Below are 26,970 nucleotides of genomic sequence, written 5' to 3'. Positions count from 1 at the left end.
TCGCCCCGGGTTCCGCCTTTGGATCCGCCGGCGAGGGCTGGATCCGGGTCTGTCTGGCCGGACAGCAGGAACCGCTCCTGACGGCGCTCTCCCGCCTGCCCACACCCTGAGCCTTCACCCGGACGATGCCTGCGGTCGCGGGCTGGGCAGGGTGGCTACCTACTCCCGGCCGTCCTCAAGCGGGATGAGCATGGTGCGGAACGGTCCGGCGACGGCGTGGAGGTCCCAGATGCGATCGGCGACGCCGTCGATGCCGTTGGCCAACTGAAGCTGGGGAATGCCGCCCGGGATCACAAGCTGGCTGACCCGGATGCCCTCATCCGACAGGGCATCGTGGAGCATCTCGCCGTAGGCGCTCTCGGCCGGGAAGGCCACCGAGGTTCCCGCGAAGCCGGCGCGGGCCTTCACAGAGGTTCCGCCGTTGATCAGGATGATGCTGCCGCTCCCCGCCAGCCGCATTGCCGGGAGCACCGCACGCGCCGCGTGGATGAGCCCGAGGGCCGAGAACTGCAGTGCCTCCAGAGCCAGCTCCGGAGTCATCTCGAGAACCGGCTTCAGGTAGTCGCGGGACGGGAGCGGGCTGTACTGCAACACCGTGATGGCTCCGAGCTCCGCTTCGGCACGCGCAAGGGCCGCCTCGAGCGATGCCGGCGTGAGGACATCCGCTGCGTACGCCCTCGCGGTGAAGCCGGCGGCGGCCAGCTCGGCTGCCATGGCGTCGAGTTTCGACTGATTCCTGGCGATCAGGGCAATAGAGAAGCCTTCGCGCCCGAACCTTCGCGCGACGGCGGCGCCGAGTCCCGGTCCGGCTCCGATGATGGCGATGACGGGCACGGTGGTCTCCTTCGATGGATGCTGCTGCGATGACTATCGCAAGGAGCACGAGCCTAACGCGAAAGCGGGTCTCAACCGGACGAGCGCAGACCGCGACCGGTTACTTTTCGGCCACTTTCGCTTGCCGCGCGCGCAGATATCCGCGCACAAATTGCCACTCCATGATGAGGCCGAGAGCTGTCAGGATGAATGCGGTCGGGGTCCGGTCATCCCCATCACAACCGAAACCACGACGATGGCCGCACAGATCAACATGTTCCACAACGCCGCTACTATTCGACCGTTTGGTGAAGTGAGCCAACCGAGTCCGTTGTGATCACTCACCGAATCTGCCCTGTGAGTGCTCCGATTGATACGCAGGTACCGAGAACCACGAGGAGTGCGCCGCTCACCGCCATCAGTGCGGGTGATTGAGTTCGCTGCGATACGCGGAGGCCCTGCTGGCGTCGTTGGCGTCTCGCCAACTCCGATATCCGAGCGCGCTTCACGATGAACGTCACTCCGAATGCAATCGCGAACGGTCCCCATAGGAGCGCAAATACCTGGCCGGAGCTCATGGTGTGAATCCTACGGGCCGAAGAAAGTTCGCCCGGCTGTTTCGCGCTCGGAGTCTCCTGCGCGGTTCGGGTGCCATCCGCGCGACGCCAACAACGGAAGAGCGACGACCGGCACCTCTGCCGGTCGTCGCTCAGAAATTGGGATGCCGGAGGCTAGACGTTGAAGCGGAACTCCACGACGTCGCCGTCCTGCATGACGTATTCCTTGCCCTCGATACGGGCCTTGCCCTTGGCGCGGGCCTCGGCGATGGAGCCGGCGGCGATCAGGTCGTCGAAGGAGAAGACTTCGGCCTTGATGAAGCCCTTCTGGAAGTCGGTGTGGATCACGCCGGCGGCCTGCGGGGCGGTCCAGCCCTTGTGGATCGTCCACGCGCGGGTCTCCTTCGGGCCTGCCGTCAGGTAGGTCTGCAGGCCGAGGGTGTCGAAGCCGATGCGGGCGAGCTGGTCGAGACCGCTCTCGGCCTGGCCGGTCGAGGCGAGCATCTCCGCGGCGTCGGCCGCGTCGAGCTCGCTGAGCTCTGACTCGAGCTTGGCGTCGAGGAACACTGCGTTGGCCGGGGCGACGAGGGCGGCCAGCACGGCAAGCTTCTCGGCGTCCTGCAGCACGGCCTCGTCGACGTTGAACACGTAGATGAAGGGCTTGGCGGTGAGGAGGCCGAGTTCCCGGATCGGCTCGATGTCGAGCTTCGCGGACGACAGCGGCTGGCCGGCGTCGAGCACGGCCTGCGCCTTGAGCGCGGTCTCGAGCACGATCGGAGGCATCTTGCGGCCCTTGACCTCCTTCTCGAAACGACTGATGGCCTTCTCGAGGGTCTGCAGGTCCGCGAGGATGAGCTCGGTGTTGATGGTCTCCATGTCGCCGGCCGGGTTCACGGCGCCGTCGACGTGCACCACGTCGGGGTCGGCGAATCCGCGGATGACCTGCGCGATGGCATCCGCTTCACGGATGTTCGCGAGGAACTTGTTGCCGAGGCCTTCGCCCTCGCTCGCGCCGCGCACGATGCCGGCGATGTCGACGAAGGACACCGGTGCCGGGAGCAGGCGTTCGCTGCCGAAGATCGCGGCGAGCGCGGCGAGCCGGGAGTCCGGCAGGTTCACGATCCCCACGTTCGGCTCGATCGTGGCGAACGGGTAGTTCGCCGCGAGCACGTTGTTCTTGGTCAACGCGTTGAAGAGGGTGGACTTGCCGACATTGGGCAGTCCGACGATTGCAATAGTAAGAGCCACGAGAATCCATCGTACCGGGCGGGCCCCGCCGGGCCTGTCGGTGGGCCGTGAGAGCATGAAGGGGTGCCCCTCAACTTCACCGCGATCGACTTCGAAACCGCCAACTCCTCAAGCGCCTCCGCGTGTTCGGTCGGGCTCGTGAAGGTGCGTGACGGGCTCGTGACCGATCGGGTCGGCTGGTTCATCCAGCCCGCGCCCGGGCACGACGAGTTCCTGAAGTGGAACATCAAGATCCACGGCATCTACCCGGCGGATGTCTTCGGCGCCCCGACCTGGGCCCAGCAGCTCCCGGCACTGGTCGCCTTCGCCGACGGTGACACCCTAGTGGCCCACAACGCCGGCTTCGACCTCGGCGTCATCAAGACCGCCTCGACGGTCGCGGGACTCCCGGTGCCCGACTTCAGCTATGTGTGCAGCCTGCAGGTCGCCCGCCGCACGTACCACCTCGACTCGTACCGGCTCCCGGTCGCCGCGATGGCGGCCGGTTTCGAGGACTTCGCGCACCACGACGCCCTCGCCGACGCGGAGGCGTGCGCCGCCATCATCATCCACGCGGCGAAACGGCACGGCGCGGACACGGTCGAAGACCTGGCCCGGATCACCAAGGTCGCGGTCGGAGCCATCGGGCCCGTCGCCATCGCAGCGAAGGCCGCGGTCCACGGGCCGATGGCCCTGAGCTAGCAGCAAGACGATCCGGGCCGCCATCGTGGACTCCGAAGACCTGCCACTGAGCCCCTGGCCCCAGGACATGCAGATCAACGTCGAGGAGTGCTGGTCGCCCCTGACCTTCCTGCTCTTCGTGCGCAGCGCCTGGCACCTCGAGATCGACAGCGTTCCGCGCCTGGATTCGGAGCCGGACCCGGGTACCTCGCGCCGGCCGTCCGACCTCGACGTCGACGCCGCCGTGCAGCGCTGGCTGGCCGAGTGGCGGCGGGCCTGGACCCACTTCGACGTGGCCGAACCGACCGTGAGCATCCCGGACGAGGAGATCCAGCGCCTCCTGGACACCCTCACCGACGCGGAGCTGTGGGCGGCGACATCGACCTCGACCTGGCCCTCGGACTTCTGGAACTCCGGCATCGACCAGGAAGCCTATGGAATGTGGCGCACGACGATGCCCGCACCGCTCGGCGCCCTGCCGGAGAACCGCGTCATCCCCGCGCTCGTCACGGCAGGACAGGGCGGCCTCACGACGATCATCCAGCTGCCGTACCTCGGATTCTTCGCGCAGCGGATCAACCGGGAACACCTCGTCGTGTCGCGGACCACCCGGAACGACCCGGAAATGCTGACTCTCGCGCTCGCGCTCGAAGCCTGACGCGCTCCCAGCTCACCGGGTCGCCAGACCGGTGAACCCTCCTCGGCGGGTTCCCGCCTGCCGCGACGCCAATGTCGGTGGCCACTGGCAGGGTTGAGACATGGATCCCTGGCTCACCCTCCTTCTCGGCATCGCCCTCGGCGCCGTACTCGGCGCCCTCTGCACGGTCATCGTGCTGCAACGCCGCGCCGCCCGGGACGGCGCAGCCACGCCCACCGTCGATCCCGCCGTTCTCGAAGCCCGCCACCAGGTCGACCTCGCCGAACTGCGGTCCTCCGAGGCCGCCGTCTCGGCCATCCTGCGTGAAGAACTGGCCTCGGTGCAGGCCACGACGGATGCCCTCCGCGAGCAACTCGCCGAGGCGCAGCGCCGGGGACGCGAGTTCGACGAGCGGCACCGCGAGGAGGCCGCCGCCCGCACCGAACGCGAACAGCGGGAGAGCAAGGTCCTGCAGGCCCTGGCCCCGGTGCGGGAAAGCCTGCACGACATGCAGCTGAAGGTCTCCGAACTCGAGGCCCAGCGCAGCCTGCAGCACGGCGAGCTCAGCCAGCAACTCCGCAGTGCCACTGAATCCGAAGAGCGCCTGCGCAGCACCGCCGAGTCACTGGCTTCCGCTTTACGCGCCAACAACACGCGCGGAGTCTGGGGCGAGACCCAGCTGCGCAGCGTCGTCGAGGCCGCCGGGCTCATCGAGCGGGTCGATTTCGACGTGCAGTCGAGCATCAGCTCAGACGCGGGCGCCGGCCGGCCTGACATGGTCGTGCACCTGCCCGGAGGCAAGAACATCGCCGTCGACGCCAAGGTGCCGTTCACGGCGTTCCTCGAGGCGAGCCAGATCCCGGCGACGGCCACCGGTGCGGAGGGCGCACGGCGCACGGCTCTCCTGGGCGCCCACGTGAAGGCAGTGCGCGACCACATCACCGCCCTCGGCAGCAAGGCATACTGGCAGGGCCTCGAGGCCTCCCCCGAGATCGTGATCGCGTTCATCCCGAGCGAGTCGCTCGTGTCGTCCGCTCTCGAAGCCGACCCTTCGATCATGGAGTTCGCCTTCTCCAAACGGGTCGCGCTCGCCTCCCCCGTGACGCTCTGGTCGGTGCTCAAGACCGTCGCGTTCACCTGGCAACAGGATGTGCTCACGCACGACGCGAAAATGCTCTTCGACCTCAGCCGCGAGCTCTACGCCCGGCTGGCCGTCACCGCCACCCACATCGAGAAGCTGGGGCGCTCCATCGAGCGCACCGTCAAGGACTACAACGGTTTCGTCGGTTCGATGGAACGCCAGGTCCTGCCGACGGCGCGCAAGCTCAACGCACTCGACGAGTCCAAAGTGCTCGCCCCGCTGGCGGGCGTCGAGGAGTCCCCGCGGGAACTCGTCGCCTGGGAGTTCGTGACCGAACTGGAAGCCGCGGGACTCGCCGAGGCAGAACTCGAGGCATCCGCCCACCGCGCGGACTGAGCGGGCGCAATACGACAATCGCCGTTCCGGCCGAGCGTCTCCCGAAGAACGGGGGTACTCGGCCGAAACGGCGATTGTTGTAGGGAGATGCGGGGGTGCGGTCAGTGCGAGGTCAGTGCCCGCGGGCTACAGCCACTTGGCGGCGAGGTGGTCGGCCACGACCCGGCGGACGGTGCCGGACTTGCCGCGCATGACGATGCTCTCGGTGCGAATGATCGGACCCTTACGACGCACGCCGTCGACGAGACCGCCGTCGGTCACGCCGGTAGCGACGAAGAAGGTGTTGTCTCCCGAGACCATGTCGTCGAGGTCGAGCACCTTGTCGACGTCGAGTCCGGCAGCAATGGCCCTGGCACGTTCGGCGTCGTCCTTGGGGGCGAGTCGGCCCTGCATGAAGCCGCCGAGTGCCTTGAGCGCGCACGCCGTCGTGATGCCCTCCGGGCTGCCGCCGATACCGACGCACATGTCGATGCGGGTGCCGTAACGGGCGGCGTTGATGCCGCCGGCGACGTCGCCGTCGGACATGAGACGGGTGCCGGCTCCCGCGCTCCGGATCGCGTCGATCAGGCCTTCGTGGCGCGGACGGTTGAGCACGGCGACGACCATCTCGCCGATGGGCTTGCCGGTGGCCTGGGACAGCGCGCGCAGGTTGTCGCCGATTGGCTGGTCCAGGTGCACGACGCCGAAGCCGGCGGCGCCCGTGACGATCTTGTCCATGTAGAACACCGAGGAGGCATCGAGCATCGTGCCCCGGGACGATACGGCGATCACCGAGAGCGCGTTCTGGCGCCCCTCGGCCGTGAGGCTCGTGCCGTCGATGGGGTCCACGGCGATGTCGCAGGCCGGACCGGTGCCGTTTCCGACGTGCTCGCCGTTGAAGAGCATCGGGGCCTTGTCCTTCTCGCCCTCGCCGATGACGATGACTCCATCGAAGTTGACGGTACCGAGGAAGACTCGCATCGCGTCGACGGCGGCCTTGTCAGCCGCGTTCTTGTCTCCGCGGCCGATGAACGGCACCGCGCGGATAGCCGCGGCTTCGGTCGCGCGCACCAGCTCCATGGCCAGGTTTCGGTCCGGGTGGGTGAAATTGGGGGCGATTTCGGGGCTGTTCACAGATGGTCCTTCCCGGACGAAGAGTGCGGCAGTGGCAAGGCCCAGCGTTGGGCCGGCGCCGGTCGCCCAGCGCTGCCGTTTAAGAGCCTAGCGCCCGCCCAGCGGGAACGGCTGATGTTTCCCGTCCAGCCATCCAGCCGCCATCGGTAGGATGGGAAGACCGAATCTGTACAACCGAGGAGACGCAGAAACATGCCCATCGCAACCCCAGACCAGTATGCAGAGATGCTCAACAAAGCCAAGACCCAGGGTTTCGCTTACCCGGCGTTCAACGTTGCGTCTTCCCAGAGCATTAATGCCGTCCTGCAGGGCCTGACTGAAGCCGGCTCCGACGGCATCATCCAGGTCACCACCGGTGGCGCCGATTATTTCGCCGGCCACACGGTCAAGAACCGCGCATCCGGTGCGCTCGCCATGGCTCACTTCGTGCAGTCCGTCGCCGACAATTACCCCGTTACCGTTGCCCTGCACACGGACCACTGCCCCAAGGGCGCCCTGGACGACTTCGTCCTCCCCCTCATCGCCGCTTCGGAAGCCGAAGTCAAGGCCGGGCGCAACCCGATCTTCCAGTCGCACATGTGGGACGGTTCCGCCATCCCGCTCGCCGAGAACCTCGTCATCGCGAAGGACATCCTCAAGCGCACCAAGAACATCAACGCGATCCTCGAGGTCGAGATCGGCGCCGTCGGAGGCGAAGAAGACGGTGTCGAGGGCGACATCAACGAGAACCTGTACACGACCCTCGCCGACGCGAGCGCCATGATCGACGCCCTCGGCCTCGGCGAAGACGGCCGCTACATGGCCGCGCTGACCTTCGGCAACGTCCACGGTGTCTACAAGCCCGGCAACGTGAAGCTGCGCCCGGAGCTCCTCAAGGAGATCCAGGACGGCCTCGCCGCCAAGTACGGCACCGGCCCGAAGCCGCTTGACCTCGTCTTCCACGGCGGGTCCGGCTCGACCGCCGACGAGATCGCCGAAGCCGTCGCCAACGGCGTCGTGAAGATGAACATCGACACCGACACCCAGTACGCGTTCACGCGTGCCGTCGCCGGCTACATGCTGAAGAACTACGACGGCGTCCTCAAGATCGACGGCGAAGTCGGCAACAAGAAGCTGTATGACCCGCGCGCCTGGGGCAAGGTCGCCGAGACGGCGATGGCCGCCCGCGTCGTCGAAGCCACCCAGCAGCTCGGCTCCGCTGGACACTCGGAGAGCTAATCCGGAGTAAATTCATCCAATGGGCGAAACATCGGCGTACTCCAGCCACCTGTTCGTGCGGGGAACCCGCAACAACAGCTGGTCCAACATGCTCTCCTTCATTCCTGAAGGATCGAGGGTGCTGGATGTGGGGTGCTCGGCCGGAAATTTCGGTGAAGCCCTGGAACAGATGAATAACTGCACCGTCGTCGGTGTCGACCTGAATCCGGTCGACATCGACGAGGCGCGGGGCAAGATCTCCGAGGCCTACGTGCTCGACGTGAGCGACACGGCCGCCGTCGCCGGGCTCGGAGCTTTCGACGTCGTGCTGTTCGCCGACGTCCTCGAACACCTGCCAGACCCGCGCGCGACCCTCGTGGCCATTCGCGCCCTGCTGCGGCCCGGCGGAGTAGTGGTCTACTCGATTCCCAATATGGGTCACCTTTCCGTACGGCTGGACCTGCTCGAGGGCCGGTTCACCTACACGGAGACCGGGCTGCTCGACAAGACCCACCTGCATTTCTACGATGCCTTCGAGATCGAAGACATGTTCACGGCCGCCGGTTACGGCATCCGTGAGGAGGACCCCGTCGTCTCGGAATATCCGGAACGCTGGGTGACCGAACGTCTTGCCGGCCTCGGACTCACCGCGGACGAGACGTTCTTCGACCTCCTCAAGGCCACGGACAGCCACGTCTACCAGTACGTCGGAGTCGCGATCCCCCTGGCCTCCCTGCCGCGGAACACCGCGCCGATCCGCACGCGTGCAACACCACCCGACGAGATCCTCGGATTCGCGAACCGGATCGCCGCCGAGAACGAGGCGCTCAAGAACACGGATGCCGCCCTCGTCACAGCCGCCCAGGCCCGCCTCGAGGCGGACCTCCTCGCCGCTGACAAAGCAACCGCCCTGGCCGAACGGGACGCCGCGACGGCCGAGCTCGTCGCCACCTCCGCCGCCAGGGATGCCCTGGCCGGCGAAGTAGCCGGTCTCCGGGCGCACCTCACCTATATGAAGACGCACCCCGTCGCCTTCCTCACCCGCAAATTAGTCGAACGGCTCCCCCGTGCCCAGCGAAAACGTCCCTGACAGCCCCCGCCGGGACCCCCGGCCCCAGCCCCGCTACGGGGAGCTGGCCCCTGAGGGCTGGAGCTGGGATCCGGGCGTCACAACGCCACGCTCGCCAACCGCTGGCCCGAACTCCGCTGTCTCCGCGCCGTCGCTTGGTACTCTGACCGGACCGGCCAGGCCCGATGTTCCCGCCTGGGACCGGCGGGTCACCCTCGGCCTGCTCGCGCTCGGCCTCGCCGCGACCTTCATGTCGATCGGGGTGCTCAACGCCCTCCCCGACGCCATCCAGATGCTCTACACCCAGTCCCACCTCGGTACCTACGTGCCGGACTCCTCCGTCGCCGGGCTCGTCACGGCGGGCGGAATCACCGAAGCGATCGTCTGGCTGCTCACCGCCGCCGCGGCGATCCTGCTCATCTCACGCCGCAAGCGGGCGTTCTACGTCCCGGTGATCGGCGCGGTGATCGCGCTCGTGGTGATCTTCGCCTTCATGATGGTCGTCGTGACCACCGACCCGACGCTGATCGACTTCTACAGCCAGCCGTAGGCATCCACGCGGGCGCCCCCCACCGGCGCCCCACGATGATCGGCGCTACTCGACCCGGGTCACTCGCCCGCCGAGGGCCCGTGCGTCGTTGTTGCCCGCAAGGTCCTTGCGCAGTTCCTTCGGGAGCGAGAACAGCAGGTCCTCCTCGGCGGTCTTCACTTCCTGCACGTCACCGAATCCGGCGCCGGCGAGGTCGCGCAGGAGTTCGGTCACGAGTTCCTCGGGCACGGATGCCCCGCTCGTCACTCCGACGGTCGCGACGCCGTCGAGCCACTCCTGCTTGACCTCGCTCGCGAAGTCGACCCGGTAGGCGGCGCGGGCGCCGTATTCGAGGGCGACCTCGACGAGGCGCACCGAATTGGACGAGTTCGCCGAACCGACGACGAGCACGAGGTCTGAGGCCTCGGCGATCTTCTTGATCGCCACCTGCCGGTTCTGGGTGGCGTAGCAGATGTCATCGCTCGGCGGATCCTGCAGCAGCGGGAACCGGGCGCGGAGCCGGCTCACGGTCTCCATGGTCTCGTCGACGCTGAGGGTGGTCTGCGACAGCCAGACGACCTTCTCCGGGTTGCGCACCACGATCGTGTCGGCCTCGTCCGGGCTGCCCACGAGGGTCGTGTGTTCCGGTGCCTCCCCTGCCGTGCCCTCGACCTCTTCATGTCCTTCGTGGCCGATCAGCAGGATCTCGAAATCATCGCGGGCGAAGCGCACGGCCTCGCGGTGCACCTTGGTGACGAGCGGGCAGGTCGCGTCGATCGCGCGCAGCCCCCGCGCAGCGGCCGCGCTGACGACGGCCGGCGACACTCCATGGGCGCTGAAGACGAGGTGCGAGCCGCGGGGCACCTCATCGACCTCGTCGACGAAGATGGCGCCCTGCTTCTCGAGTTCGGAGACGACGTGCACGTTGTGCACGATCTGCTTGCGCACGTAGACGGGCGCTCCGTACAGCTCGAGCGCCTTCTCGACCGCGATGACGGCCCGGTCGACACCCGCGCAGTAGCCGCGCGGGGCAGCGAGCAGCACCCGTTTCGGCCCATCCACCGGGGTATCCTTGAGGACGTTGCGTGCCCGGGGAATCCGGGGCATGCCGAGGCCGATAACGCTTGAATCCGAGCTGATAGTCACCGGCTCATTCTATGGGTGCGTGGCTGGACAGGCCGTGGGAGGAACGATTCATGACCGATGCACCACCCACCCTCGAGGCTCCGTGGCCCGTCGCCCTGCTGGCGAACAAGATCCGCGGCTACATCGAGCGGCTCGGCACAGCCTGGGTCGAGGGTGAGATCACCCAGTGGGGCGTCAGTGGCGGCAATGTGTACGGCAAGCTCAAAGACCTCAGCGAGGACGCCACCGTCGGCTTCACCGTGTGGTCGTCCGTCAAGGCCCGGCTGAGCGACGAGTTTAAGCAGGGCGACCGCGTCATCGCCCTGGTCAAGCCGAATTACTGGGTCAAGGGCGGCACACTCACCATGCAGGTCTTCGACCTGCGCCACGTCGGCCTCGGCGACATGCTCGAACGCCTCGAGCGTCTCCGCAAGCAGCTCGCGGCCGAAGGCCTCTTCGCCGCCTCCCGCAAGAAACCGCTCCCGTTCCTGCCGCACTGCATCGGCCTCGTCACCGGCAAGGACTCCGACGCCGAGAAGGACGTCATCCGCAACGCCCAGCTGCGCTGGCCCGCCGTCGATTTCCACCTCGCGTACGCGGCCATGCAGGGCGACCGCTCGGTGGCCGAGGTCGTCGCCGCGATCCAGCGCCTCGATGCCGACCCCGACGTCGACGTCATCATCGTCGCCCGCGGCGGCGGCGACTTCCAGAACCTGCTCGGCTTCAGCGACGAACGCGTGCTCCGCGCCGCGGCGGCCTGCACCACCCCCCTGGTCAGTGCGATCGGCCACGAGGCCGACCGGCCCCTGCTCGACGAGGTCGCCGACCTCCGGGCCTCCACCCCGACGGATGCCGCCAAGCGGGTCGTTCCCGACGTCTCGGACGAGCTCAACCGCGTCCAGCAGGCCAGGGCCCGGTTGGGCACCCGGCTGACCGGAATCCTCGCCGCCGAGGTCGACCGGATCGGCCAGCTCCGGTCACGCCCCGTGCTCAGCAGCACGGCCTGGATCGTCGATTCCCGTGCCGAGGACCTCACCCGGTACGTCGCCCGGGGAACGGAGCTAGTGGAACGCGTCGTCGAGGCATCCGCCGGCGTCGTCACGGAGCTCCGCACGAGGCTCCGCACGCTGTCCCCGCAGGGCACCCTCGACCGCGGTTACGCGATCGTGCAGGTGCGGGACGGCCACGTGCTGCGTGCCGCCGCCGATGCTCCGGACGGTACCCGGCTCAGGATCACGCTCGGCGCGGGAACCCTCGCGGCCACAGCAGGCCCGTCCGCCGAGCCGGCCGCAGACCCGGCCGCGGACCCGGCAGCTGACCCGGCCACCGGGCCGAAGACGACAGCCAGGACTCAATAGAATGGACGCCATGACCGCTCCCGCCGACATCTCCACCCTGAGCTACGAGCAGGCCAGGGACGAACTCGTACGGGTCGTGAGCGCCCTCGAACAGGGCTCTTCGACCCTCGAAGAGTCCCTCGCCCTGTGGGAACGCGGCGAGGAACTCGCGAGCCGCTGTGAGGAATGGCTGATCGGAGCCAAGGCCCGCCTCGACGCCGCTCGCGCGCGCCAACTGGACTCCGCCTCCCCCTCGACCGGCCCCGGCACCGAATGACCACCACGAAGCGCCCGCCCCGGGTCGTCGCCGAGCTCGGCAGGCCTGAGACCGCCCAGGAGACGGCGGACCGCCTCGCGACGAACTCGCGGAACTACCGGTCGCGCAAGACCGTCAACAACCTGGTCCTGTCCCTCCTCGCCACCCTCGGTGCGGTCTTCGTTCTCGTCCTCCTCGTCCCGCGCAGCGACGGGCCCGTCGACCGCACCGTCGATTTCGCCGCCGTCGCGAGCCAGGTGCAGGTCGGGATCGACGAGCCGCTTGTGGTCCCTGAGCTCCCGGATGGCTGGCGGGCGAATGCCGCCCAGTGGCGTCTCGGAGGCACAGACAAGATCCCGTCCTGGTACATCGGCCTGCTGACCCCCCGCAACGAGTTCATCGGCCTCACCCAGGCCCTCGGCGCGAATCCGACCTGGATCGGGCAGCAGTTGAACGACGCCCCCGCAGCCCAGACGCTCACCCTCGCAGGAGTCACCTGGGACGTCTACCGGAACCCGGCGGCCGAGAAGGACCGCGGCAACTTCGAATACGCCCTCGTGACGAGCGCAGGGACGAGCAGCTACCTGCTCGTCGGAACGGCAGACGAAGACGAATTCGCGGCGGTCGCGACCGCGATCGCCGCCCAGATCAGTGCCAACGGACAGGCGGTGACCCAGTGACCGGACGGGGCAAAGACGTGCTCATCAGCCAGGCTGCGGCCCCGGGCGACGCCGTGGGCCCGGCAGCGGTGTGGAGCCGGCTGCAGCGCGGCAACCAGCGATTCGTGGACGGCGAGCCGCAGCATCCGCGCCAGGACGTCGACCGGCGCACCGAGCTCGCGACCGCGCAGACCCCGGCCGCGGCCCTCTTCGGGTGCAGCGACTCGCGTCTCGCCGCCGAGATCATCTTCGACATGGGCCTCGGCGACCTTTTCGTCGTGCGGAACGCCGGGCAGGTCATCTCCGATTCCGTGCTCGGCTCCCTCGAGTACGCGGTCGCCGTGCTCAAGGTCCCGCTCATCCTCGTGCTCGGCCACGACGGCTGCGGCGCGGTCCAGGCCGCCGTTGACGCGCAGGCGCCCGGGGCGGCTCCCCTGCCCGTGCACATCGGCCGGATCATTGAGAAGATCGTGCCCGCCGTGCACCGGGTGGTCGCGGCGACGGATGCGACGCTGACCGAACCCGGGAGCATCGATGCACTCATGGTCGGCAGAGAACACCTGCGCGACACCGTGACCGAGCTCCTGGAACAGTCCGAGTTGATCAGCGACGCCGTCGCAGCGGGTACATTGGCTATCGTCGGCGCCAATTACCGACTGCTCGAAGGCCGGGCCGTTCCCGACGTCGTCGTCGGCAACGTCTGATCCCACAGCCCGGGCAGTACCGTCTCCCAATCGAAAGGTCTTACACACAGTGGTGCAAAAAACCGCAGATGCCGGCTACCGAATCGAACACGACACGATGGGCGAGGTGCAGGTTCCCGTCGACGCCCTCTACGGCGCCCAGACCCAGCGGGCCGTTGAGAACTTCCCGATCTCCGGCTCCGTCCTCGAACCCGCGCAGATCTCGGCCCTCGCCCGCATCAAGAAATCCGCCGCCCTCGCGAACGCGCAGCTCGGGGTGCTCGACGGCGACATCGCCGAGGCGATCGCCGGAGCAGCAGACGAGGTCATCACCGGTCTCTACGACGACCAGTTCCCGATCGACGTCTACCAGACCGGCAGCGGCACCTCCTCGAACATGAACATGAACGAGGTGCTCGCGACCCTCGCCACCCGCACCCTCGGCCGCCCGGTGCACCCGAACGACCACGTCAACGCCTCGCAGTCCTCGAACGACGTCTTCCCCACGTCGGTGCACCTCGCCGTCACGAGCGCGCTCATCGACGACCTCATCCCCGGGCTCGACCACCTCGCCGTCGCCCTCGAGGCCAAGTCGGTGCTCTGGGCCGATGCCGTCAAGGCCGGCCGTACCCACCTGATGGACGCGACCCCGGTCACCCTCGGCCAGGAGTTCGGCGGCTACGCCCGCCAGATGCGGCTCGGCATCGAGCGCATCCGCAGCGCCCTCCCCCGCGTCGCCGAGGTGCCCCTGGGCGGCACTGCAGTGGGCACCGGCATCAACACCCCCGCCGGCTTCCCCCAGCTCGTGATCGAGCTCCTGGTCGCCGAGACCGAGCTTCCCGTGACGGAAGCGCGCGACCACTTCGAAGCGCAGGCCAACCGCGACGGCCTCGTCGACGCATCCGGTGCCCTGCGCACCATCGCGGTCAGCCTCACCAAGATCTGCAACGACCTGCGCTGGATGGGCTCCGGCCCCAACACCGGCTTCGGCGAGCTGCAGATCCCCGATCTTCAGCCCGGCTCCTCGATCATGCCCGGCAAGGTCAACCCGGTCATCCCCGAGGCCGTGCTGATGGTCTGCTCCCGCGTGATCGGGAACGACGCGACCGTGGCATGGTCGGGCGCGTCTGGCTCCTTCGAGCTCAACGTGGCCATCCCCGTGATGGGCACCGCGCTGCTCGAGTCGATCCGCCTGCTCTCGAACGCGACGCGGGTGCTCGCCGACAAGACCATCGACGGGCTCGAGGCCAACCTCGACCGGGCGAAGGCCCTGGCCGGCTCCTCCCCCGCCATCGTGACGCCGCTCAACCGGGTGATCGGCTACGAGGCCGCGGCGAAGGTCGCCAAGCACGCGGTCGCGCACGGCGTCCCGGTGCGCCAGGCCGTCATCGACCTCGGTTTCGTGGAACGCGGCGAAGTCACCCTGGCCCAGCTCGACACGGCCCTGGACCTGCTCAGCATGACGCGTCCCCCCGCGCGCACCGCCTAGCCCCGGTACCTTTCCGGTCGAGGGCGCCCTTTCCGCGGGTCACTCTCGACCGGAAAGGGCACCTTCGCCGGATCGCGGGGTCAGTTCGGGTCGTTGCCCTCGAGCATCTCGGTGACGAGCGCGGCGATCGCGCTGCGCTCCGAGCGGGTGAGCGTCATGTGGGCGAACAGCGGATGCCCCTTGAGCGTCTCGATCACGGATGCGACGCCGTCGAAGCGGCCGACCCGGAGATTGTCCCGCTGGGCGACGTCGTGGGTGAGGACCACCCGCGAGTTCTGCCCGATGCGACTGAGCACCGTGAGCAGCACGTTGCGCTCGAGGGACTGCGCCTCATCGACGATCACGAACGCGTCGTGCAGCGAACGGCCCCGGATGTGGGTGAGCGGCAGGACCTCGAGGATCCCCCGCTCGAGGACCTCTTCGAGCACGTTCTCGGACACGAGCGCGCCGAGGGTGTCGAAGACCGCCTGGGCCCACGGGCTCATCTTCTCGCTCGCGTCACCGGGCAGATAGCCGAGTTCCTGGCCGCCGACCGCGTAGAGCGGGCGGAACACCATAATCTTGCGATGCTGCTGGCGTTCCAGGACGGCTTCGAGTCCCGCACAGAGCGCGAGCGCCGACTTCCCCGTCCCCGCTCGCCCTCCCAGGGAGAGGATCCCGATCTCAGGGTCGAGCAGCAGGTCGATCGCCAGGCGCTGCTCCGCCGACCGGCCCTTGAGGCCGAACAGGTCCCGGTCGCCGCGCACGAGCCGCATTTCGCCCTTGCCGGTGACCCGGCCGAGCGCCGAGCCGCGGTCAGAATGGACCACGAGGCCGGTGTTGATCGGCATGTCCTGCACCAGACGGGTGTTGAGCACCTCGTTGTCGTAGAGTTCGCTGATCTGGTTCGACCCGAGAGTGATCTCGTCCATCCCCGTCCAGCCGGAATCGACCGCGAGCTCGTGTCGGTACTCATCCGCGAGCAGGCCGATCGATGCCGCCTTGACCCGCAATGGCAGGTCCTTGGAGACGACCGTGACGGCGAGACCGTCGTTGGCGAGGTTCATCGCGACCGCGAGGATCCTCGAATCGTTGTCGCCGAGTTGCAGGCCCGAGGGGAGCACCGACATGTTGGAGTGGTTCAGCTCGACACGCAGGCTGCCACCCTCTCCGACCGGGATCGGGAAGTCGAGGCGTTCATGCTTGACACGCAATTCGTCCAGGAGCCGGAGGGCCTGGCGGGCGAAGTACCCGATCTCCGGGTCGTTGCGCTTGGATTCGAGTTCGGCGATCACGACGACCGGCAGCACGATGGCATGCTCGGCGAACCGGAAGATCGCCTTGGGATCCGACAGGAGGACCGAGGTGTCCAGCACGAAGGTGCGCTCGGTTTGCTTGATGTCGGAAGCCGTCTGGTTCGAACCCTGATAGTCGGTCTGATTAGCGGTCACAACCACTCCCACCCCGTGCCTCGAAAGGCGCGGATTGTGTTGGCGAGCTGGCCACGGGGGTTCTCGAGCCGTACTTATGTGGCCGTCTCGATCAGGCGCCGTACCTGATGGGGATGACGCTACTTACACTCGGTGAATATCGGAAGTGCGACACACACATTGTCACCAGACGTTAATGGGCGCGGCATCTGGGACTCAGTAAATGGCCGCCGTCGCATACGACGTGAATGCCCCGCGCAGCATGTCCACGGTTTCGACGCTGAGCACGGCGTGGGCGCTGAGCCGCACCCGGCCGTCGCGGGTCGTTGCGGTGATCCCGTGGTTGTGCAGGGCGATCGTGAGCGTGTTGAGCTGGGCGGGAGGGGGCTCGAGCACGAGGATCCCGGCCCGCTCGCGTTCATCCCTCGGCGACACCACGGGTACCGCGTACTCGTCGGCGAGGTCGATCAGTTGCGACACGTTGTCCGCGACCGCGGCCTCGATGTTATGAATGCCCGTCACGGCAATCTCTTCGAGAGCCGCGGAGAACCGCGCCTGCGCGATCGCGTCTCCATTGCTGACCCGGAATGCGCGGGCGCTGTGGCTGGGCGGCAGCACCTCGTCCCACGGCTCGGCAACGTCCGTTCCCGCGAAGCCCGAGAACACCGGAACGAGTCGTTCGACCGCACGGTCGCTCAGCGCCAGGAAACCGGTGCCCCAGCCCGAGCGCACCCATTTCTGGCCACCGGATGCGACGACATCCGCCATCTCATAGGCTGCGTCGGTGACACCGAAGCCCTGGATCGCGTCAACGATCAACAGACGGTCGCCGATCACCTGGCGGATGCCGTCGAGGTCCACCCGGAATCCGGTCCGCGAGTCGACGAGGCAGACCGCGACGGCGACCGTCGCGGGAGTGAGCTGCTCGCGGATCTCGCCGGGGGTCACCCTGCCGTGCTCGGTCCCCAGCCAGATCGGGGTCACGACGCGCAGGGCCTCAGCCGCGCGCACGGCAGCAAAGGGGACGGTGGGGAAATCGCCGGGCGAGAGCAGCACGCCCCCGGTCAGGCCGAACATGGCCTGCATGATGCCGGTCGTCGTGTTCGGCTCGCAGACGACCTGGTCGGCCCGGAAACCGGTCACGGCGGAGACGGCCTCGCGCATCCGCTCGTCCTGCTGGAAGAGGTGGTCGAGGCTGCCGAAGCGGGCGCGGGACAGGATCTCGGTCTGGCCGAGGCTCTCGGCCACCACCGTCGCCGAGAGCGGTCCGACGCGGCCGTAGTCGAGGTAACCGGGCTCCTCGACGAACCCCGCGGCATAGGCATCGATCTCGGTCATCCGGTCTCCTAGCTTCCGAAGCGGCGCTGGCGTTTGGCGAAGTCGCGCAGGGCGCGCAGGAAGTCGACCTGGCGGAGGTCGGGTCCGAGCGCCTCGACGAAGTAGAACTCGCTGTGGGCGCTCTGCCAGAGCATGAAGTCGCTGATCCGCTGCTCACCGGAGGTGCGGATCACGAGGTCGGGGTCGGGCTGGCCACCGGTGTAGAGGTGCTGGCCGATGAGCTCGGGAGTAAGCGTCTCAGCGAGGTCCGCGAGGGTGTGCCCGTTCTCGAGGTGCGCGGCGACGATGCTGCGCATGGCGTCGGTGATCTCGGTGCGTCCGCCGTAGCCGACCGCGAGATTGATGTGCATGCCCTTCTTGCCCGCGGTGCGGGTCTCGGCGTCGCAGAGCGCCGCGATGAGCGGCGCGGGCAGGCCCTTCTTCGTGCCGACCTGCTGGACCCGCCAGTTGCGCTGGCGCGAGAGCTCCTCGGCGAGCTTGGCGATGATCTTGGTGAGCTCGGAGAGTTCCTCGCTCGGGCGGTTGGTGAGGTTGTCCGAGGAGAGTAGGTAGAGCGTGACCACCGAGATGCCGAGGTCGTCGCACCAGCTCAGGAACTCCCGCATCTTCGCCGCGCCGGCACGGTGGCCGTGTGCGGCGGACTCGAGCCCGAGCTGCCGGGCCCAGCGGCGGTTGCCGTCGATGATCATCGCGACGTGGCGTGGCAGGTTCTCCGGCGTCAGCCCGCGACGAAGGCGGCGCTCGTACAACCGGTAGAGGATGTCGCGCGCCAAGGGGACCTGCCTCTTCTGCACGTATTTACGCTAGCCCACTCGGGCAGCCCGTGCTTCTTCCGGCATGTTCGCTGTCGTATTCTGGCTGCATGGCCGCAGAGAGCAGCACCGGGGACGACGCAACCGCACGACAGCCGCTGAAGGCGCCCGACGACGAGTTCATCCCGCAGCTGCCGCTGCTCGAGTCGGAGGTGCCCCGGCCGGAGGATCTCAAGCCCACCTGGCGCGGCTGGATCCACGCGGGCACCTTCCCGGTCACGATCGTCGCGGGGATCGTGCTTCTGTCCCTCGCAGAGGGACCCGCGGCGAAGTGGAGCTGCCTCGTCTTCGTGATCAGCTCCCTGCTCCTGTTCGGTAACTCGGCGCTGTACCACCGCATCAACTGGAAGCCGCGCACGAAGCTCGTCTTCAAGCGCATCGACCACGCCAACATCTTCCTGCTGATCGCCGGTTCCTACACGCCGATCACGGTGCTCGCGCTACCGCCGTCGAAGTCCGTGCTCCTGCTCTCCCTCGTCTGGGGCGGCGCACTTCTCGGCATCGCCTTCCGGGTGTTCTGGATCACCGCACCGCGCTGGCTCTACGTGCCGTTGTACCTGCTTCTCGGCTGGGGCTCACTGATGTTCATCGTCGACTTCTTCCAGGCGAACGCCGCGATGATGACCCTCATCATGATCGGCGGCCTGTGCTACTCGGTCGGCGCTGTCATCTACGCGCTCAAGAAGCCCAACCCGTTTCCCGGGGTCTTCGGGTTCCACGAGATCTTCCACAGCCTGACCGTTGTCGCGTTCCTCTGCCACTGGGCGGCGATCCTGATCATCGCCACGCATCCGCTCTACCCCTGAGGCTGCTGGGTCTCCCGCGGGGTGGATGCCTCACCCGGGTGCGTCTCCGCCTCGACGCAGGCAGCGAGTTCCGCCTGCAGGCGCTCGGCGATCTCCGCGCGATACGTCGTGCGGCGGATGCGGCGGACCAGATCGAAGCCGAGCAGCACGACGGCGACCACGACGAAGAGGATCGCCAGGAAGCCGGCGGGCCCCGGCGTGACGGTGTCGGGGTTGAATTCGGGCGGCGGCGTGTTGGCGAGCATGAAGCCCGTCACCGCGTCGACGAGGTGCGGGAACAGGACGGCGCTCATGCCTCGTCCCGGATACCGGCGAACAGATCTGATTCAGGCATGACCGTTTCAACTTTCGATTCGACGAGCTGGAAGTCCTCGTACGGCCACGCCTCACGGATGAGGTCGTTCGGCCAGAAGAAGAAGCTGCTCGTGGGGGAAACCTGGCTCGCGTGGGCCCGCAGCGCCGCGTCCCTCGCGTCCAGGAAGTCGCCGACCGGAACGTGGGTCGTCGCCAGGGCCGGGTAGTTCTTCATCCAGTCGCGGGCCTCCCCGAGCGGCTCGAGCAGCGGGGACTCCGGTTCCTTGACGCTCAGCAGCAGGAAGAGGGCATCGATGCGTTCGAGGTTGAAGATGCGATCGTAGTAGAGCTTGTCGATCTGCCATGGTTCCCCGTCACCCGGGTACCGGGTGGGGTCCGCGGCGGCGCGATACGCGGCCATCGAGACCTCGTGGCAGCGGATGTGGTCCGGGTGCGGGTATCCGCCGTTCTCGTCGTACGTGATCAGGACCTGGGGGCGGAATTCGCGGATGATCCGCACGAGCGGTTCCGCGGAGAACTCGAGGTCGATGGTCGAGAAGGAATTCGGCGGGACCGAACCGTCTTCGTTCATGCCGGAATCCTGGTAGCCGAGCCACCGGTGTTCGATGCCGAGGGCCTTCTGCGCCTGGCGCATCTCCCGTCGGCGCAGGCCGGCCATGTCTCGCTCGGCCATCGCCGTGTCGGCGAGGGCGTCGTTGAGGATGCTGCCGCCCTCTCCGCCCGTGCAGCTCACGACCATGACCTCGGCGCCGCGGCTCCGGTAGTACGCATAGCTCGCAGCCCCCTTGCTCGACTCGTCGTCGGGATGGGCGTGAACGGCCAGGAGGCGCAGTGTCATCGGACTCCTCAGAAATGGCGGATAACCTAGGGACAAGACTAATCGTTGAACCGTGAGTGTGGAGTCTGAGTGACCGGCAGCAGGAACGTCGACAGCGGTACCCGCAGCGAGGGCACCCTGGATTCCCGGTACGGTCGCGCCCCGAACCGGCGCCTGCGCGACCGTCGGTCCCTGTGGATCACCGCCGGGGCCTTCGCCGTCGTGCTGGTGGGCTGGGTCGTCTGGGTTGGGCTCGGCGCCTCCCAGCCCCTGCTCGAAACCAGGGACATCCGCAACGTCGTCCAGGACGACCGGAACGTGACGGTGACCTTCGAGGCCTCGATTCCGGTGGGGTCACCGGCGAGTTGCGCGGTCGAGGCGCTCAACCAGAGCTTCGCGGTCGTAGGGTGGAAGGTGATCGACCTGCCGCCGAGTGACCAGTATTCACGTACGTTCACGGAGCAGCTACTGACGAGCGAGCCCGCCACCACCGGATTGATTTACCGGTGCTGGCTGACCTAGACTGACGTATTCGCCCCGACGTTCTTCGCCGGGGCGAGCGTTGTTTTCCTGCTGCGATCCGCCCGGAATCACGCACACAACACCGCACGATCACGCACATCCGGTACCACACGCATGACTCGAGCATGAGGAGGAGACCCACCCATGACTACTGAAACCACCGTCACCTGGCTGACGCAGGAGGCGTACGACCGCCTCGCCTCCGAGCTGGAGGCCCTGAGCACCGTCGGCCGGATCGAGATCGCGAAGAAGATCGAATCCGCGCGTGAAGAGGGCGACCTCAAGGAGAACTCGGGGTACCACGCGGCGAAGGACGAACAGGGCAAGCAGGAGGCGCGCATCCGCACGCTCATCGTGCTGCTCCGCAACGCCGAGGTCGGCCACGCCCCCGAGAGCAAGGGCGTTGTCGAGTCCGGAACCGTGATCACCGCCACCATCGCCGGTGACGAAGAGCGCTTCCTGATCGGCAGCCGCGAGATCGCCGGCGACAGCGACCTCAACGTCTACAGCGAGCAGAGCCCGCTCGGCGCCGCGATCCTCGGCCTCAAGGTCGGATCGAAGACGAGCTACACCACCCCGAACGGCAAGGAAATCGCCGTGGAGATCTTCGCCGTCGAAACCTGGGGCGGCGACTAGCAGCATCCGCGGCAACTGTGGCCGTTACGGTCGACTGCGCCCCGTGCACGGGCCGCAGTCGACCGTAACGGCCACAGTCGTCCCGCGACGCGACCCTCAGTCGATCTGGGGGTCGTAACCGGCCGAGGTGAGTACGTCGACGACGTGCTGGCGGTGGTCGGGGCCGCGGGTCTCGACGCTGACGTTGAGTTCGACCTCGCTGATCTGCAGTCCGACGCCGTGCCGGGTGTGCAGGACCTCGACGACATTGGCGTGCGCTTCGGCGAGCAGCTCGGAGATGCGGGCGAGCTGTCCGGGGCGGTCCGGCAGCATGATGCGCAGGGTGAGATACCGACCGGATGCCGCAAGGCCGTGGCTGATGACACGCTGCATCAGCAGGGGGTCGATATTGCCCCCGCTGAGGATCGCAACGGTGGGGCCATCCGGGGTGACCTTGCCGGCCAGGATGGCTGCGACCGCGACGGCGCCGGCCGGTTCGACGACGAGCTTCGCGCGTTCGAGGAGCACGAGAAGCGCACGGGCGGTGTCGTCCTCTGTGACGGTGACGATCTCGTCGACCACGTCCCTGATGATCTCGAAGTTGAGCAGCCCCGGCTTCGCTACGGCGATGCCGTCGGCGATCGTCGGCAGGATCGGCACCTCGATCGCCTTCCCCGCCTCGATGGATGGCGGGTAGGCGGCGGCGTTGGCGGCCTGCACGCCGATGATCCGGATCGTGCGACCGTCGAGGAGCGCCTTCTGCTTCAGCGCGCTCGCGACGCCGGAGATGAGTCCGCCGCCGCCGATCGGGACGACGACGGTGTGCAGGTCGGGAACCTGGTCGAGGATCTCGAGGCCCAGCGTTCCCTGGCCGGCGATCACGTCCGCGTGGTCGAACGGCGGGATCAGGATCGCACCGGTCTCCGCGGCGTACGCCGCGGCGGCAAGCAACGGCTCGGCGACCGTGCTGCCCCGGAGGATGACGTGCGCGCCATAGTCCCTGGTGGCCTGGAGCTTGGGCAGGGCGACGCCGACGGGCATGAAGATCGTGGCCTTGATGCCGAGCTCGCGGGCGGCGAACGCAACGCCCTGGGCGTGGTTCCCGGCCGAGGCCGCCACGACGCCGTGTTCCTTCTCCTCGTCGGTGAGCTTCGAGAGGCGGTTGTACGCTCCACGGATCTTGTACGAACCGGTGCGTTGCAGGTTCTCGCACTTGAGGTGCACCTCGGCGCCGAGGACCGCGCTCAGGTAGCGGGAGCCTTCCATCGGGGTCACGGCGGCGACCTGGGAGACCACGGCGCGGGCGGCTTCGAACTCGGCGAGGCTCGGCCCGACGAGGGACAGGTTGGTCATGGGGTGCCTTCGGTAGTGGTCGTGCTGGACGGATTTCTTCTGGTCCTGGTGAAGCCGGGTCGTTGCGGGACGGTCCGCCACAGCGGCGATCCGGTACCCCGCGGAACGTCAGGGAGGTCGGCACGCCAACTGCCGCCCTGAATGTAGTTGATCATGACATTGAGCACGGCCGCGACCGGAACCGCGAAGAGCGCCCCCGGGATCCCGGCGAGCAACGAACCCGCAGCGACGACGAGCACAACGCCGAGCGGATGCACCTTGACCGCCGTTCCCATGATGAGTGGCTGGAGGACGTGCCCTTCGACCTGCTGGACCAGGAGCACGACCCCGAGCATGGCGAGCGCGATCGGCCAGGAGTTGAAGAGCAGAGCGATCACGACGGCGACGGCGCCGGTCGCGACGGCGCCCACGATCGGGATGAAGGAACCGAGGAAGACCAGGACACCGATCGGGATGGCGAGCGGGACGCCGAGCAGGAACGCGCCGAGCCCGATGCCGAGGGCGTCGATCGAGGCGACGAGGATCTGCACCTTCGCGAAATTGCCGAGGGTGGTCCAGCCGGCCTGCCCGGCGCCGTCGATCGCCGCCCGTGCCCGCCTCGGGAAGATCCGCACGATCCAGGCCCAGATTCCGGGGCCGTCGATCAGGAGGAAGAGCAGGCTGAAGAGCGTGAGCAGCAGCCCGGTGAGACCGTGGCCGAGCGAGGTGCCGAGCGAGAGTGCGCCGCTCAGGAAGACCTGGCTGTCGGCCTGGATCGCCGCAAGCGCCTGCTGCAGGTAGTCGTTGATCTGCGGTTCCGTGAGGTGCAGCGGTGACGCGAGCAGCAACGCCTTGAGGTCGCCGTAGGAGCCGGCGAGCCGGTCGCTGAGGCCGGAGAGGCCGCCGGCGAGCTGGGTCGCCGCGAGCGTGATCAGGGCGGCAGGGACGAGGAGAGTGGTGAGCACCGCGACGGCGATGGCCAGGCCCTTGGGCCAGCGGTGCCGCACGAGAAAGGAGACGAAGGGCGCCACGATCGAGGAGACCAGCACGGCGATGAGCAGCGGGATGACGATGAGCCGGAGCTGCACGACGACGAACAGGAAGACGGCGATGACGGCGAAGACGGCGAGGAGCCGCCACGACCACGCGCCGGCGAGCCGGATTCCCGCCGGGACGTTCTCATCGACGCCGTTCGGCGGAGCAGAGACGACGGCGATCGCTGCCGCTCCGGCCCGTTCGCCGGCCGCGGTGCGAGCTCCCGTACCTGGCCCGCTGCCGGGCTCCCGGCCGATCGGGGCGGCACGTCTGCGCCGCCCGGTGAGGAGTGCGCTCCAGCCCGGCCTACCCGCGGATTCCGTCATCGGACCAGTCTAGGCAATCGGAGGCAGTCACTGTCCCCGGTCCTCGCTAGGGTCGAGGAATGGTCCAGTCCCTCTCCCCCGCACTCGCCAGGCGCGTGGCCCTGGCCGCCCAGGGATTCGGGCGTCCCGTCCCGGCCGTCCCCGGCATCCGCCAGCTGGACGCCCTGGTGACGCGGCTCGGCCTGTTGCAGATCGACTCGGTCAACGTCTTCGAGCGCAGCCATTACCTGCCGGCCTTCAGTCGGCTCGGCGGCTACGACAAGGCGCAGCTCGACCGGCTGACCTTCGCTGTCGGCAAGCAGGCCCGCTATACCGAGTACTGGGCGCACGAGGCCTCGTTCGTGCCCCTCGAGAGCTGGCCGCTGTTCGCCTGGCGGATGGACGATTTCCGCGAGCGGTCGGCGCGGACGCCGGGCGCCTGGTCGCAGGGCAACCGGCCGATGCTCGACTGGCTGCTCGCGGAACTGGCCGATAAGGGCCCGTTGCCGGCGAGTGCGATCGAGCACGACGCGAACAAGCGCAGCGGCCCGTGGTGGGGCTGGTCGGACGTCAAGAGCGGTCTCGAGACGCTGTTCCGCTGGGGCGACGTCGTCACCGCGGGCCGCAGCCGGTTCGAGCGGGTCTACGCGCTGCCTGGACAGGTTCTTTCCCAGGAGCTGCTGGCCCGCCGGGTGCACCGGGACGATGCACATCGCGAACTCGTCCGCCGGTCGGCGCGGGCGCACGGCATCGGCACGGCGAAGGACTTCGCCGACTACTTCCGCCTGAAGACGCCGGCGACTCTCGTCGCGATCCATGAACTCGAGGACGCCGGCGAGCTGATCCCCGTCGTCGTGCCCGGCTGGGGCCCGGGTGGCACGCCCGGTGCCGCCTGGCTGCACCGGGACGCCCGGCTGCCGCGGGCCCTGGACGCCGCGGCGGTGCTCTCGCCGTTCGACCCCATGGTCTGGGACCGGGCCAGGGCTCTCCGCCTGTTCGGATTCCACTACCGCATCGAGATCTACACCCCCGAACCGAAACGGGTCTTCGGGTACTACTCGCTGCCGATCCTGCTCGGCGACACCCTCGTCGGGCGCGTCGACCTCAAGAACGACCGGCAGGCCGGCGTGCTGCGCGTTCAGGCGGCGTGGGCCGAAGCGGATGCCCCGGCCGACACCGCAGAGCGCCTCGCGCCGGTGCTGCGCGCGACCGCCCTCTGGCAGGGGCTCACCGAGATCACGGTCGCGCAGCGGGGTACTCTCGCGCCGGCACTCGCCGCCCTTCTCGCCTGAGCGCAGTCGTCAGAACTTGTTGCCCATGGCGTGCAGGCGGTCGATCCGGTCCTCGATCGGCGGGTGCGTGCTGAACAGCTTCGCCATCATGCCGGGCTTGAGCGGGTTCGCGATCCACAGGTGCGCCATCGACGTGTTCTGCTTCTGCATCGGGCGCCCGTAGGTCTCGAGCTTGGCGAGGGCGCTCGCGAGGGCATCCGGATGCCGCGTCGTCAGCGCGCTCGTGGCATCGGCGAGGTATTCGCGCTGCCGGGAGACGGCGAGCTGCACCATGCTGGCGACGAGCGGTGCCACGATCATCGCGACCAGGCCGAAGACCATCACGACGGGGTTGCCGTTGTTGTTGTTATTGCGACCGAAGAACGCCATCCGCAGGAACATGTCCGAGATGAAGCCGACCGCGACGACGAGGCCGAACACGACCATCGACACCCGGATGTCGTAGTTGCGGACGTGCCCGAGTTCGTGGGCCATCACGCCCTCGAGTTCGGAGTCATCCATGATGGCGAGCAGGCCCGTCGTCGCGGCGACGATCGCGTGCTGCGGGTCGCGCCCGGTCGCGAACGCGTTCGGCGCGGGGTCGTTGATGATGTAGATCTCCGGCATCGGCGTTCCGGTCGTGATCGACAGGTTCTCGACGGTGTTCCAGAGCCGCGGATGCTCCGCCTTGCTGTTCACCCGGATGCCGCCGCTCATCGCGATCGCCTGGCGCCCGGCCGCGAAGTACTGCACGAGGGCGTAACCCGCGGCGACGACGATCGTGAGGATCAGGATGCCGTAGCCGCCGCGACCGTAGACGGCGTTGGCAATCCAGCCGAGGCCGGCGATGATCCCCAGGAAGAGGATGATGATGAAAACGGTGTTGCGCTTGTTCCGCGCGATCGCACTGTACATCTGGGCCTGCCGCTAGAACTGGACGCGAGGCGGCTCCGCGATGGCTGCGGAGTCGGTGACCTCGAAGAAGTCGCGCTGGGTGAATCCGAGGTTCTTCGCGATCAGGTTGTTCGGGAAGACCTGGATCTTCGTGTTGAGCTCCCGCACCCCGCCGTTGTAGAAGCGGCGCGACGCCTGGATCTTGTCCTCGGTGTCGACGAGCTCAGCCTGCAGCTGCAGGTAGTTCTGGCTGGCCTGGAGCTGCGGGTACGCTTCCGCGACCGCGAAGATGCTGCGCAGGGCGGACTGCATGTGGTTCTCGGCGGCTGCGGCATCCGCAGGGGTCGTCGCACTGATCGACTCGGCGCGGGCCTTGGCGACGTTCTCGAAGACCGCCTTCTCGTGCGCCGCGTAGCCCTTGACCGTCTCGATGAGGTTCGGGATGAGGTCGGCACGCCGCTTGAGCTGCACCGTGATGTCGCTCCACGCTTCGTCCACCCGCACCTTGAGGGTCACGAGGGAGTTGTACGTCGCCCAGAAGTAGATTCCGACGATGACGACAAGCACAACAACGATGAGTAGCGGGATGAGCCATTCCATGGCAGCGTCTCCTTGTATTTCAGCGGTGCGAGCGAGCGGGCCGCGGCGGC

The 26,970-nt window shown here is 67.9% G+C and carries 29 protein-coding genes; 16 read left to right on the top strand and 13 right to left on the bottom strand.

All coding sequences use genetic code 11. The features are described from left to right. Window positions 1-159: 159 nt before the first annotated feature. Window positions 160-834, bottom strand: a complete 675-nt coding sequence (locus RHM57_RS03730; RefSeq protein ID WP_322136203.1) for an SDR family NAD(P)-dependent oxidoreductase — start codon at window positions 832-834, stop codon at window positions 160-162. Here RHM57_RS03730 and RHM57_RS03725 point away from each other — a divergent pair. Next, complete coding sequence (locus RHM57_RS03725) at window positions 824-1,150, top strand: hypothetical protein (RefSeq protein WP_322136204.1); 327 nt, start codon at window positions 824-826, stop codon at window positions 1,148-1,150. The genes RHM57_RS03730 and RHM57_RS03725 overlap by 11 nt on opposite strands. A 394-nt stretch (window positions 1,151-1,544) precedes the next feature. On the opposite strand, the gene ychF is transcribed toward RHM57_RS03725, so the two are convergent. Then, window positions 1,545-2,618 (bottom strand): redox-regulated ATPase YchF, encoded by a 1,074-nt coding sequence (ychF, locus tag RHM57_RS03720; protein ID WP_134449502.1) that lies wholly within the window; start codon window positions 2,616-2,618, stop codon window positions 1,545-1,547. 63 nt (window positions 2,619-2,681) lie between these two features. On the opposite strand from ychF, the gene RHM57_RS03715 reads away from it, so the two are divergent. The 3 genes from RHM57_RS03715 to rmuC all read left to right on the top strand — a co-directional run bounded on the left by RHM57_RS03715 (window position 2,682) and on the right by rmuC (window position 5,392). Next, window positions 2,682-3,299 carry an exonuclease domain-containing protein gene (locus tag RHM57_RS03715; RefSeq protein ID WP_134449501.1) on the top strand — a complete coding sequence of 206 codons (618 nt, stop codon included), beginning with the start codon at window positions 2,682-2,684 and terminating at the stop codon, window positions 3,297-3,299. Window positions 3,300-3,324: 25 nt separating this feature from the next. Further along, entirely contained in the window at window positions 3,325-3,936 is a 612-nt protein-coding gene (locus RHM57_RS03710) for a hypothetical protein (protein WP_322136205.1), read from the top strand. Between the two features lie 100 nt (window positions 3,937-4,036). After that, entirely contained in the window at window positions 4,037-5,392 is a 1,356-nt protein-coding gene (rmuC, locus tag RHM57_RS03705) for a DNA recombination protein RmuC (RefSeq protein WP_134449499.1), read from the top strand. A 126-nt stretch (window positions 5,393-5,518) separates the two neighbouring features. Here the strand turns inward: rmuC and glpX are convergent, their stop codons facing one another. Continuing rightward, window positions 5,519-6,451: a class II fructose-bisphosphatase gene (glpX, locus tag RHM57_RS03700; protein WP_134449619.1), complete on the bottom strand. Its 933-nt coding sequence runs from the start codon at window positions 6,449-6,451 to the stop codon at window positions 5,519-5,521. Between the two features lie 246 nt (window positions 6,452-6,697). Here glpX and fbaA point away from each other — a divergent pair, with 246 nt between their 5' ends. From fbaA to RHM57_RS03685, 3 genes are read left to right on the top strand one after another with little or no spacing between them, the layout of a single operon-like run. Further along, window positions 6,698-7,723 (top strand): class II fructose-bisphosphate aldolase, encoded by a 1,026-nt coding sequence (gene fbaA / locus RHM57_RS03695; protein WP_134449498.1) that lies wholly within the window; start codon window positions 6,698-6,700, stop codon window positions 7,721-7,723. Window positions 7,724-7,742: 19 nt separating this feature from the next. Continuing rightward, window positions 7,743-8,792: a class I SAM-dependent methyltransferase gene (locus RHM57_RS03690; protein ID WP_134558099.1), complete on the top strand. Its 1,050-nt coding sequence runs from the start codon at window positions 7,743-7,745 to the stop codon at window positions 8,790-8,792. Next, complete coding sequence (locus RHM57_RS03685; protein ID WP_134449496.1) at window positions 8,770-9,321, top strand: DUF6264 family protein; 552 nt, start codon at window positions 8,770-8,772, stop codon at window positions 9,319-9,321. The genes RHM57_RS03690 and RHM57_RS03685 overlap by 23 nt, the downstream gene beginning before the upstream one ends. Before the next feature lie 45 nt (window positions 9,322-9,366). Here RHM57_RS03685 and RHM57_RS03680 read toward each other — a convergent pair whose 3' ends face one another. Further along, window positions 9,367-10,407: a 4-hydroxy-3-methylbut-2-enyl diphosphate reductase gene (locus RHM57_RS03680; protein WP_134449618.1), complete on the bottom strand. Its 1,041-nt coding sequence runs from the start codon at window positions 10,405-10,407 to the stop codon at window positions 9,367-9,369. Between the two features lie 89 nt (window positions 10,408-10,496). Here RHM57_RS03680 and xseA point away from each other — a divergent pair, with 89 nt between their 5' ends. From xseA to RHM57_RS03655, 5 genes are read left to right on the top strand one after another with little or no spacing between them, the layout of a single operon-like run. Then, window positions 10,497-11,783: an exodeoxyribonuclease VII large subunit gene (xseA, locus tag RHM57_RS03675; protein WP_322140705.1), complete on the top strand. Its 1,287-nt coding sequence runs from the start codon at window positions 10,497-10,499 to the stop codon at window positions 11,781-11,783. 10 nt (window positions 11,784-11,793) lie between these two features. Then, complete coding sequence (locus RHM57_RS03670) at window positions 11,794-12,039, top strand: exodeoxyribonuclease VII small subunit (protein ID WP_370294584.1); 246 nt, start codon at window positions 11,794-11,796, stop codon at window positions 12,037-12,039. After that, complete coding sequence (locus tag RHM57_RS03665) at window positions 12,036-12,698, top strand: DUF4245 domain-containing protein (protein WP_134558101.1); 663 nt, start codon at window positions 12,036-12,038, stop codon at window positions 12,696-12,698. The genes RHM57_RS03670 and RHM57_RS03665 overlap by 4 nt, the downstream gene beginning before the upstream one ends. Window positions 12,699-12,721: 23 nt before the next feature. Continuing rightward, window positions 12,722-13,381: a carbonic anhydrase gene (locus tag RHM57_RS03660; protein WP_370294599.1), complete on the top strand. Its 660-nt coding sequence runs from the start codon at window positions 12,722-12,724 to the stop codon at window positions 13,379-13,381. A 49-nt stretch (window positions 13,382-13,430) separates the two neighbouring features. Beyond that, window positions 13,431-14,849: a class II fumarate hydratase gene (locus RHM57_RS03655; RefSeq protein WP_134449492.1), complete on the top strand. Its 1,419-nt coding sequence runs from the start codon at window positions 13,431-13,433 to the stop codon at window positions 14,847-14,849. An 80-nt stretch (window positions 14,850-14,929) separates the two neighbouring features. Here the strand turns inward: RHM57_RS03655 and RHM57_RS03650 are convergent, their stop codons facing one another. The 3 genes from RHM57_RS03650 to RHM57_RS03640 form a co-directional block, all read right to left on the bottom strand. Beyond that, on the bottom strand, window positions 14,930-16,228 hold the full coding sequence (locus RHM57_RS03650) for a PhoH family protein (RefSeq protein WP_241984953.1): 1,299 nt from the start codon (window positions 16,226-16,228) through the stop codon (window positions 14,930-14,932). Between the two features lie 246 nt (window positions 16,229-16,474). Beyond that, window positions 16,475-17,596: an aminotransferase class V-fold PLP-dependent enzyme gene (locus RHM57_RS03645; protein WP_134558102.1), complete on the bottom strand. Its 1,122-nt coding sequence runs from the start codon at window positions 17,594-17,596 to the stop codon at window positions 16,475-16,477. Between the two features lie 8 nt (window positions 17,597-17,604). Then, entirely contained in the window at window positions 17,605-18,390 is a 786-nt protein-coding gene (locus RHM57_RS03640) for an isoprenyl transferase (protein WP_134449490.1), read from the bottom strand. 68 nt (window positions 18,391-18,458) lie between these two features. On the opposite strand from RHM57_RS03640, the gene trhA reads away from it, so the two are divergent. Further along, window positions 18,459-19,214 (top strand): PAQR family membrane homeostasis protein TrhA, encoded by a 756-nt coding sequence (gene trhA / locus RHM57_RS03635; protein ID WP_134449489.1) that lies wholly within the window; start codon window positions 18,459-18,461, stop codon window positions 19,212-19,214. Here trhA and RHM57_RS03630 read toward each other — a convergent pair. Continuing rightward, on the bottom strand, window positions 19,205-19,507 hold the full coding sequence (locus RHM57_RS03630) for a hypothetical protein (protein ID WP_322136208.1): 303 nt from the start codon (window positions 19,505-19,507) through the stop codon (window positions 19,205-19,207). The two genes, trhA and RHM57_RS03630, sit on opposite strands and share 10 nt — an antisense overlap. Continuing rightward, on the bottom strand, window positions 19,504-20,367 hold the full coding sequence (gene mca / locus RHM57_RS03625) for a mycothiol conjugate amidase Mca (protein ID WP_322136209.1): 864 nt from the start codon (window positions 20,365-20,367) through the stop codon (window positions 19,504-19,506). The genes RHM57_RS03630 and mca overlap by 4 nt, the downstream gene beginning before the upstream one ends. A gap of 69 nt (window positions 20,368-20,436) precedes the next feature. Here mca and RHM57_RS03620 point away from each other — a divergent pair, with 69 nt between their 5' ends. Both RHM57_RS03620 and greA read left to right on the top strand, forming a co-directional pair. After that, window positions 20,437-20,868 carry a DUF4307 domain-containing protein gene (locus RHM57_RS03620; RefSeq protein WP_134449487.1) on the top strand — a complete coding sequence of 144 codons (432 nt, stop codon included), beginning with the start codon at window positions 20,437-20,439 and terminating at the stop codon, window positions 20,866-20,868. Between the two features lie 144 nt (window positions 20,869-21,012). Then, a complete protein-coding gene (gene greA / locus RHM57_RS03615; protein ID WP_134449486.1) occupies window positions 21,013-21,504 on the top strand; it encodes a transcription elongation factor GreA in 492 nt (163 codons plus the stop codon). 96 nt (window positions 21,505-21,600) lie between these two features. On the opposite strand, the gene ilvA is transcribed toward greA, so the two are convergent. Together ilvA and RHM57_RS03605 are read right to left on the bottom strand one after the other, a co-directional pair. Beyond that, window positions 21,601-22,836 (bottom strand): threonine ammonia-lyase, encoded by a 1,236-nt coding sequence (ilvA, locus tag RHM57_RS03610; protein WP_134449485.1) that lies wholly within the window; start codon window positions 22,834-22,836, stop codon window positions 21,601-21,603. Next, on the bottom strand, window positions 22,833-24,176 hold the full coding sequence (locus RHM57_RS03605) for an AI-2E family transporter (protein WP_134449484.1): 1,344 nt from the start codon (window positions 24,174-24,176) through the stop codon (window positions 22,833-22,835). Before RHM57_RS03605 ends, ilvA begins: the two co-directional genes overlap by 4 nt. A gap of 59 nt (window positions 24,177-24,235) precedes the next feature. Between RHM57_RS03605 and RHM57_RS03600 the strand changes: the two genes are divergently transcribed. Then, window positions 24,236-25,447 carry a winged helix-turn-helix domain-containing protein gene (locus RHM57_RS03600; protein WP_322140704.1) on the top strand — a complete coding sequence of 404 codons (1,212 nt, stop codon included), beginning with the start codon at window positions 24,236-24,238 and terminating at the stop codon, window positions 25,445-25,447. Window positions 25,448-25,456: 9 nt separating this feature from the next. On the opposite strand, the gene RHM57_RS03595 is transcribed toward RHM57_RS03600, so the two are convergent. After that, window positions 25,457-26,341 (bottom strand): M48 family metalloprotease, encoded by an 885-nt coding sequence (locus tag RHM57_RS03595; RefSeq protein ID WP_134449482.1) that lies wholly within the window; start codon window positions 26,339-26,341, stop codon window positions 25,457-25,459. Window positions 26,342-26,353: 12 nt separating this feature from the next. Continuing rightward, window positions 26,354-26,920 carry a LemA family protein gene (locus RHM57_RS03590; protein WP_134449481.1) on the bottom strand — a complete coding sequence of 189 codons (567 nt, stop codon included), beginning with the start codon at window positions 26,918-26,920 and terminating at the stop codon, window positions 26,354-26,356. Between the last annotated feature and the right edge of the window lie 50 nt (window positions 26,921-26,970).

It is taken from the genome of Cryobacterium sp. 10S3 (assembly GCF_034344045.1).
In the GTDB taxonomy this organism is placed as follows: domain Bacteria; phylum Actinomycetota; class Actinomycetes; order Actinomycetales; family Microbacteriaceae; genus Cryobacterium; species Cryobacterium glucosi.
The sequence above is the reverse complement of the archived record's forward strand: the minus strand, read 5'-3'. Positions and strand labels throughout refer to the sequence as shown.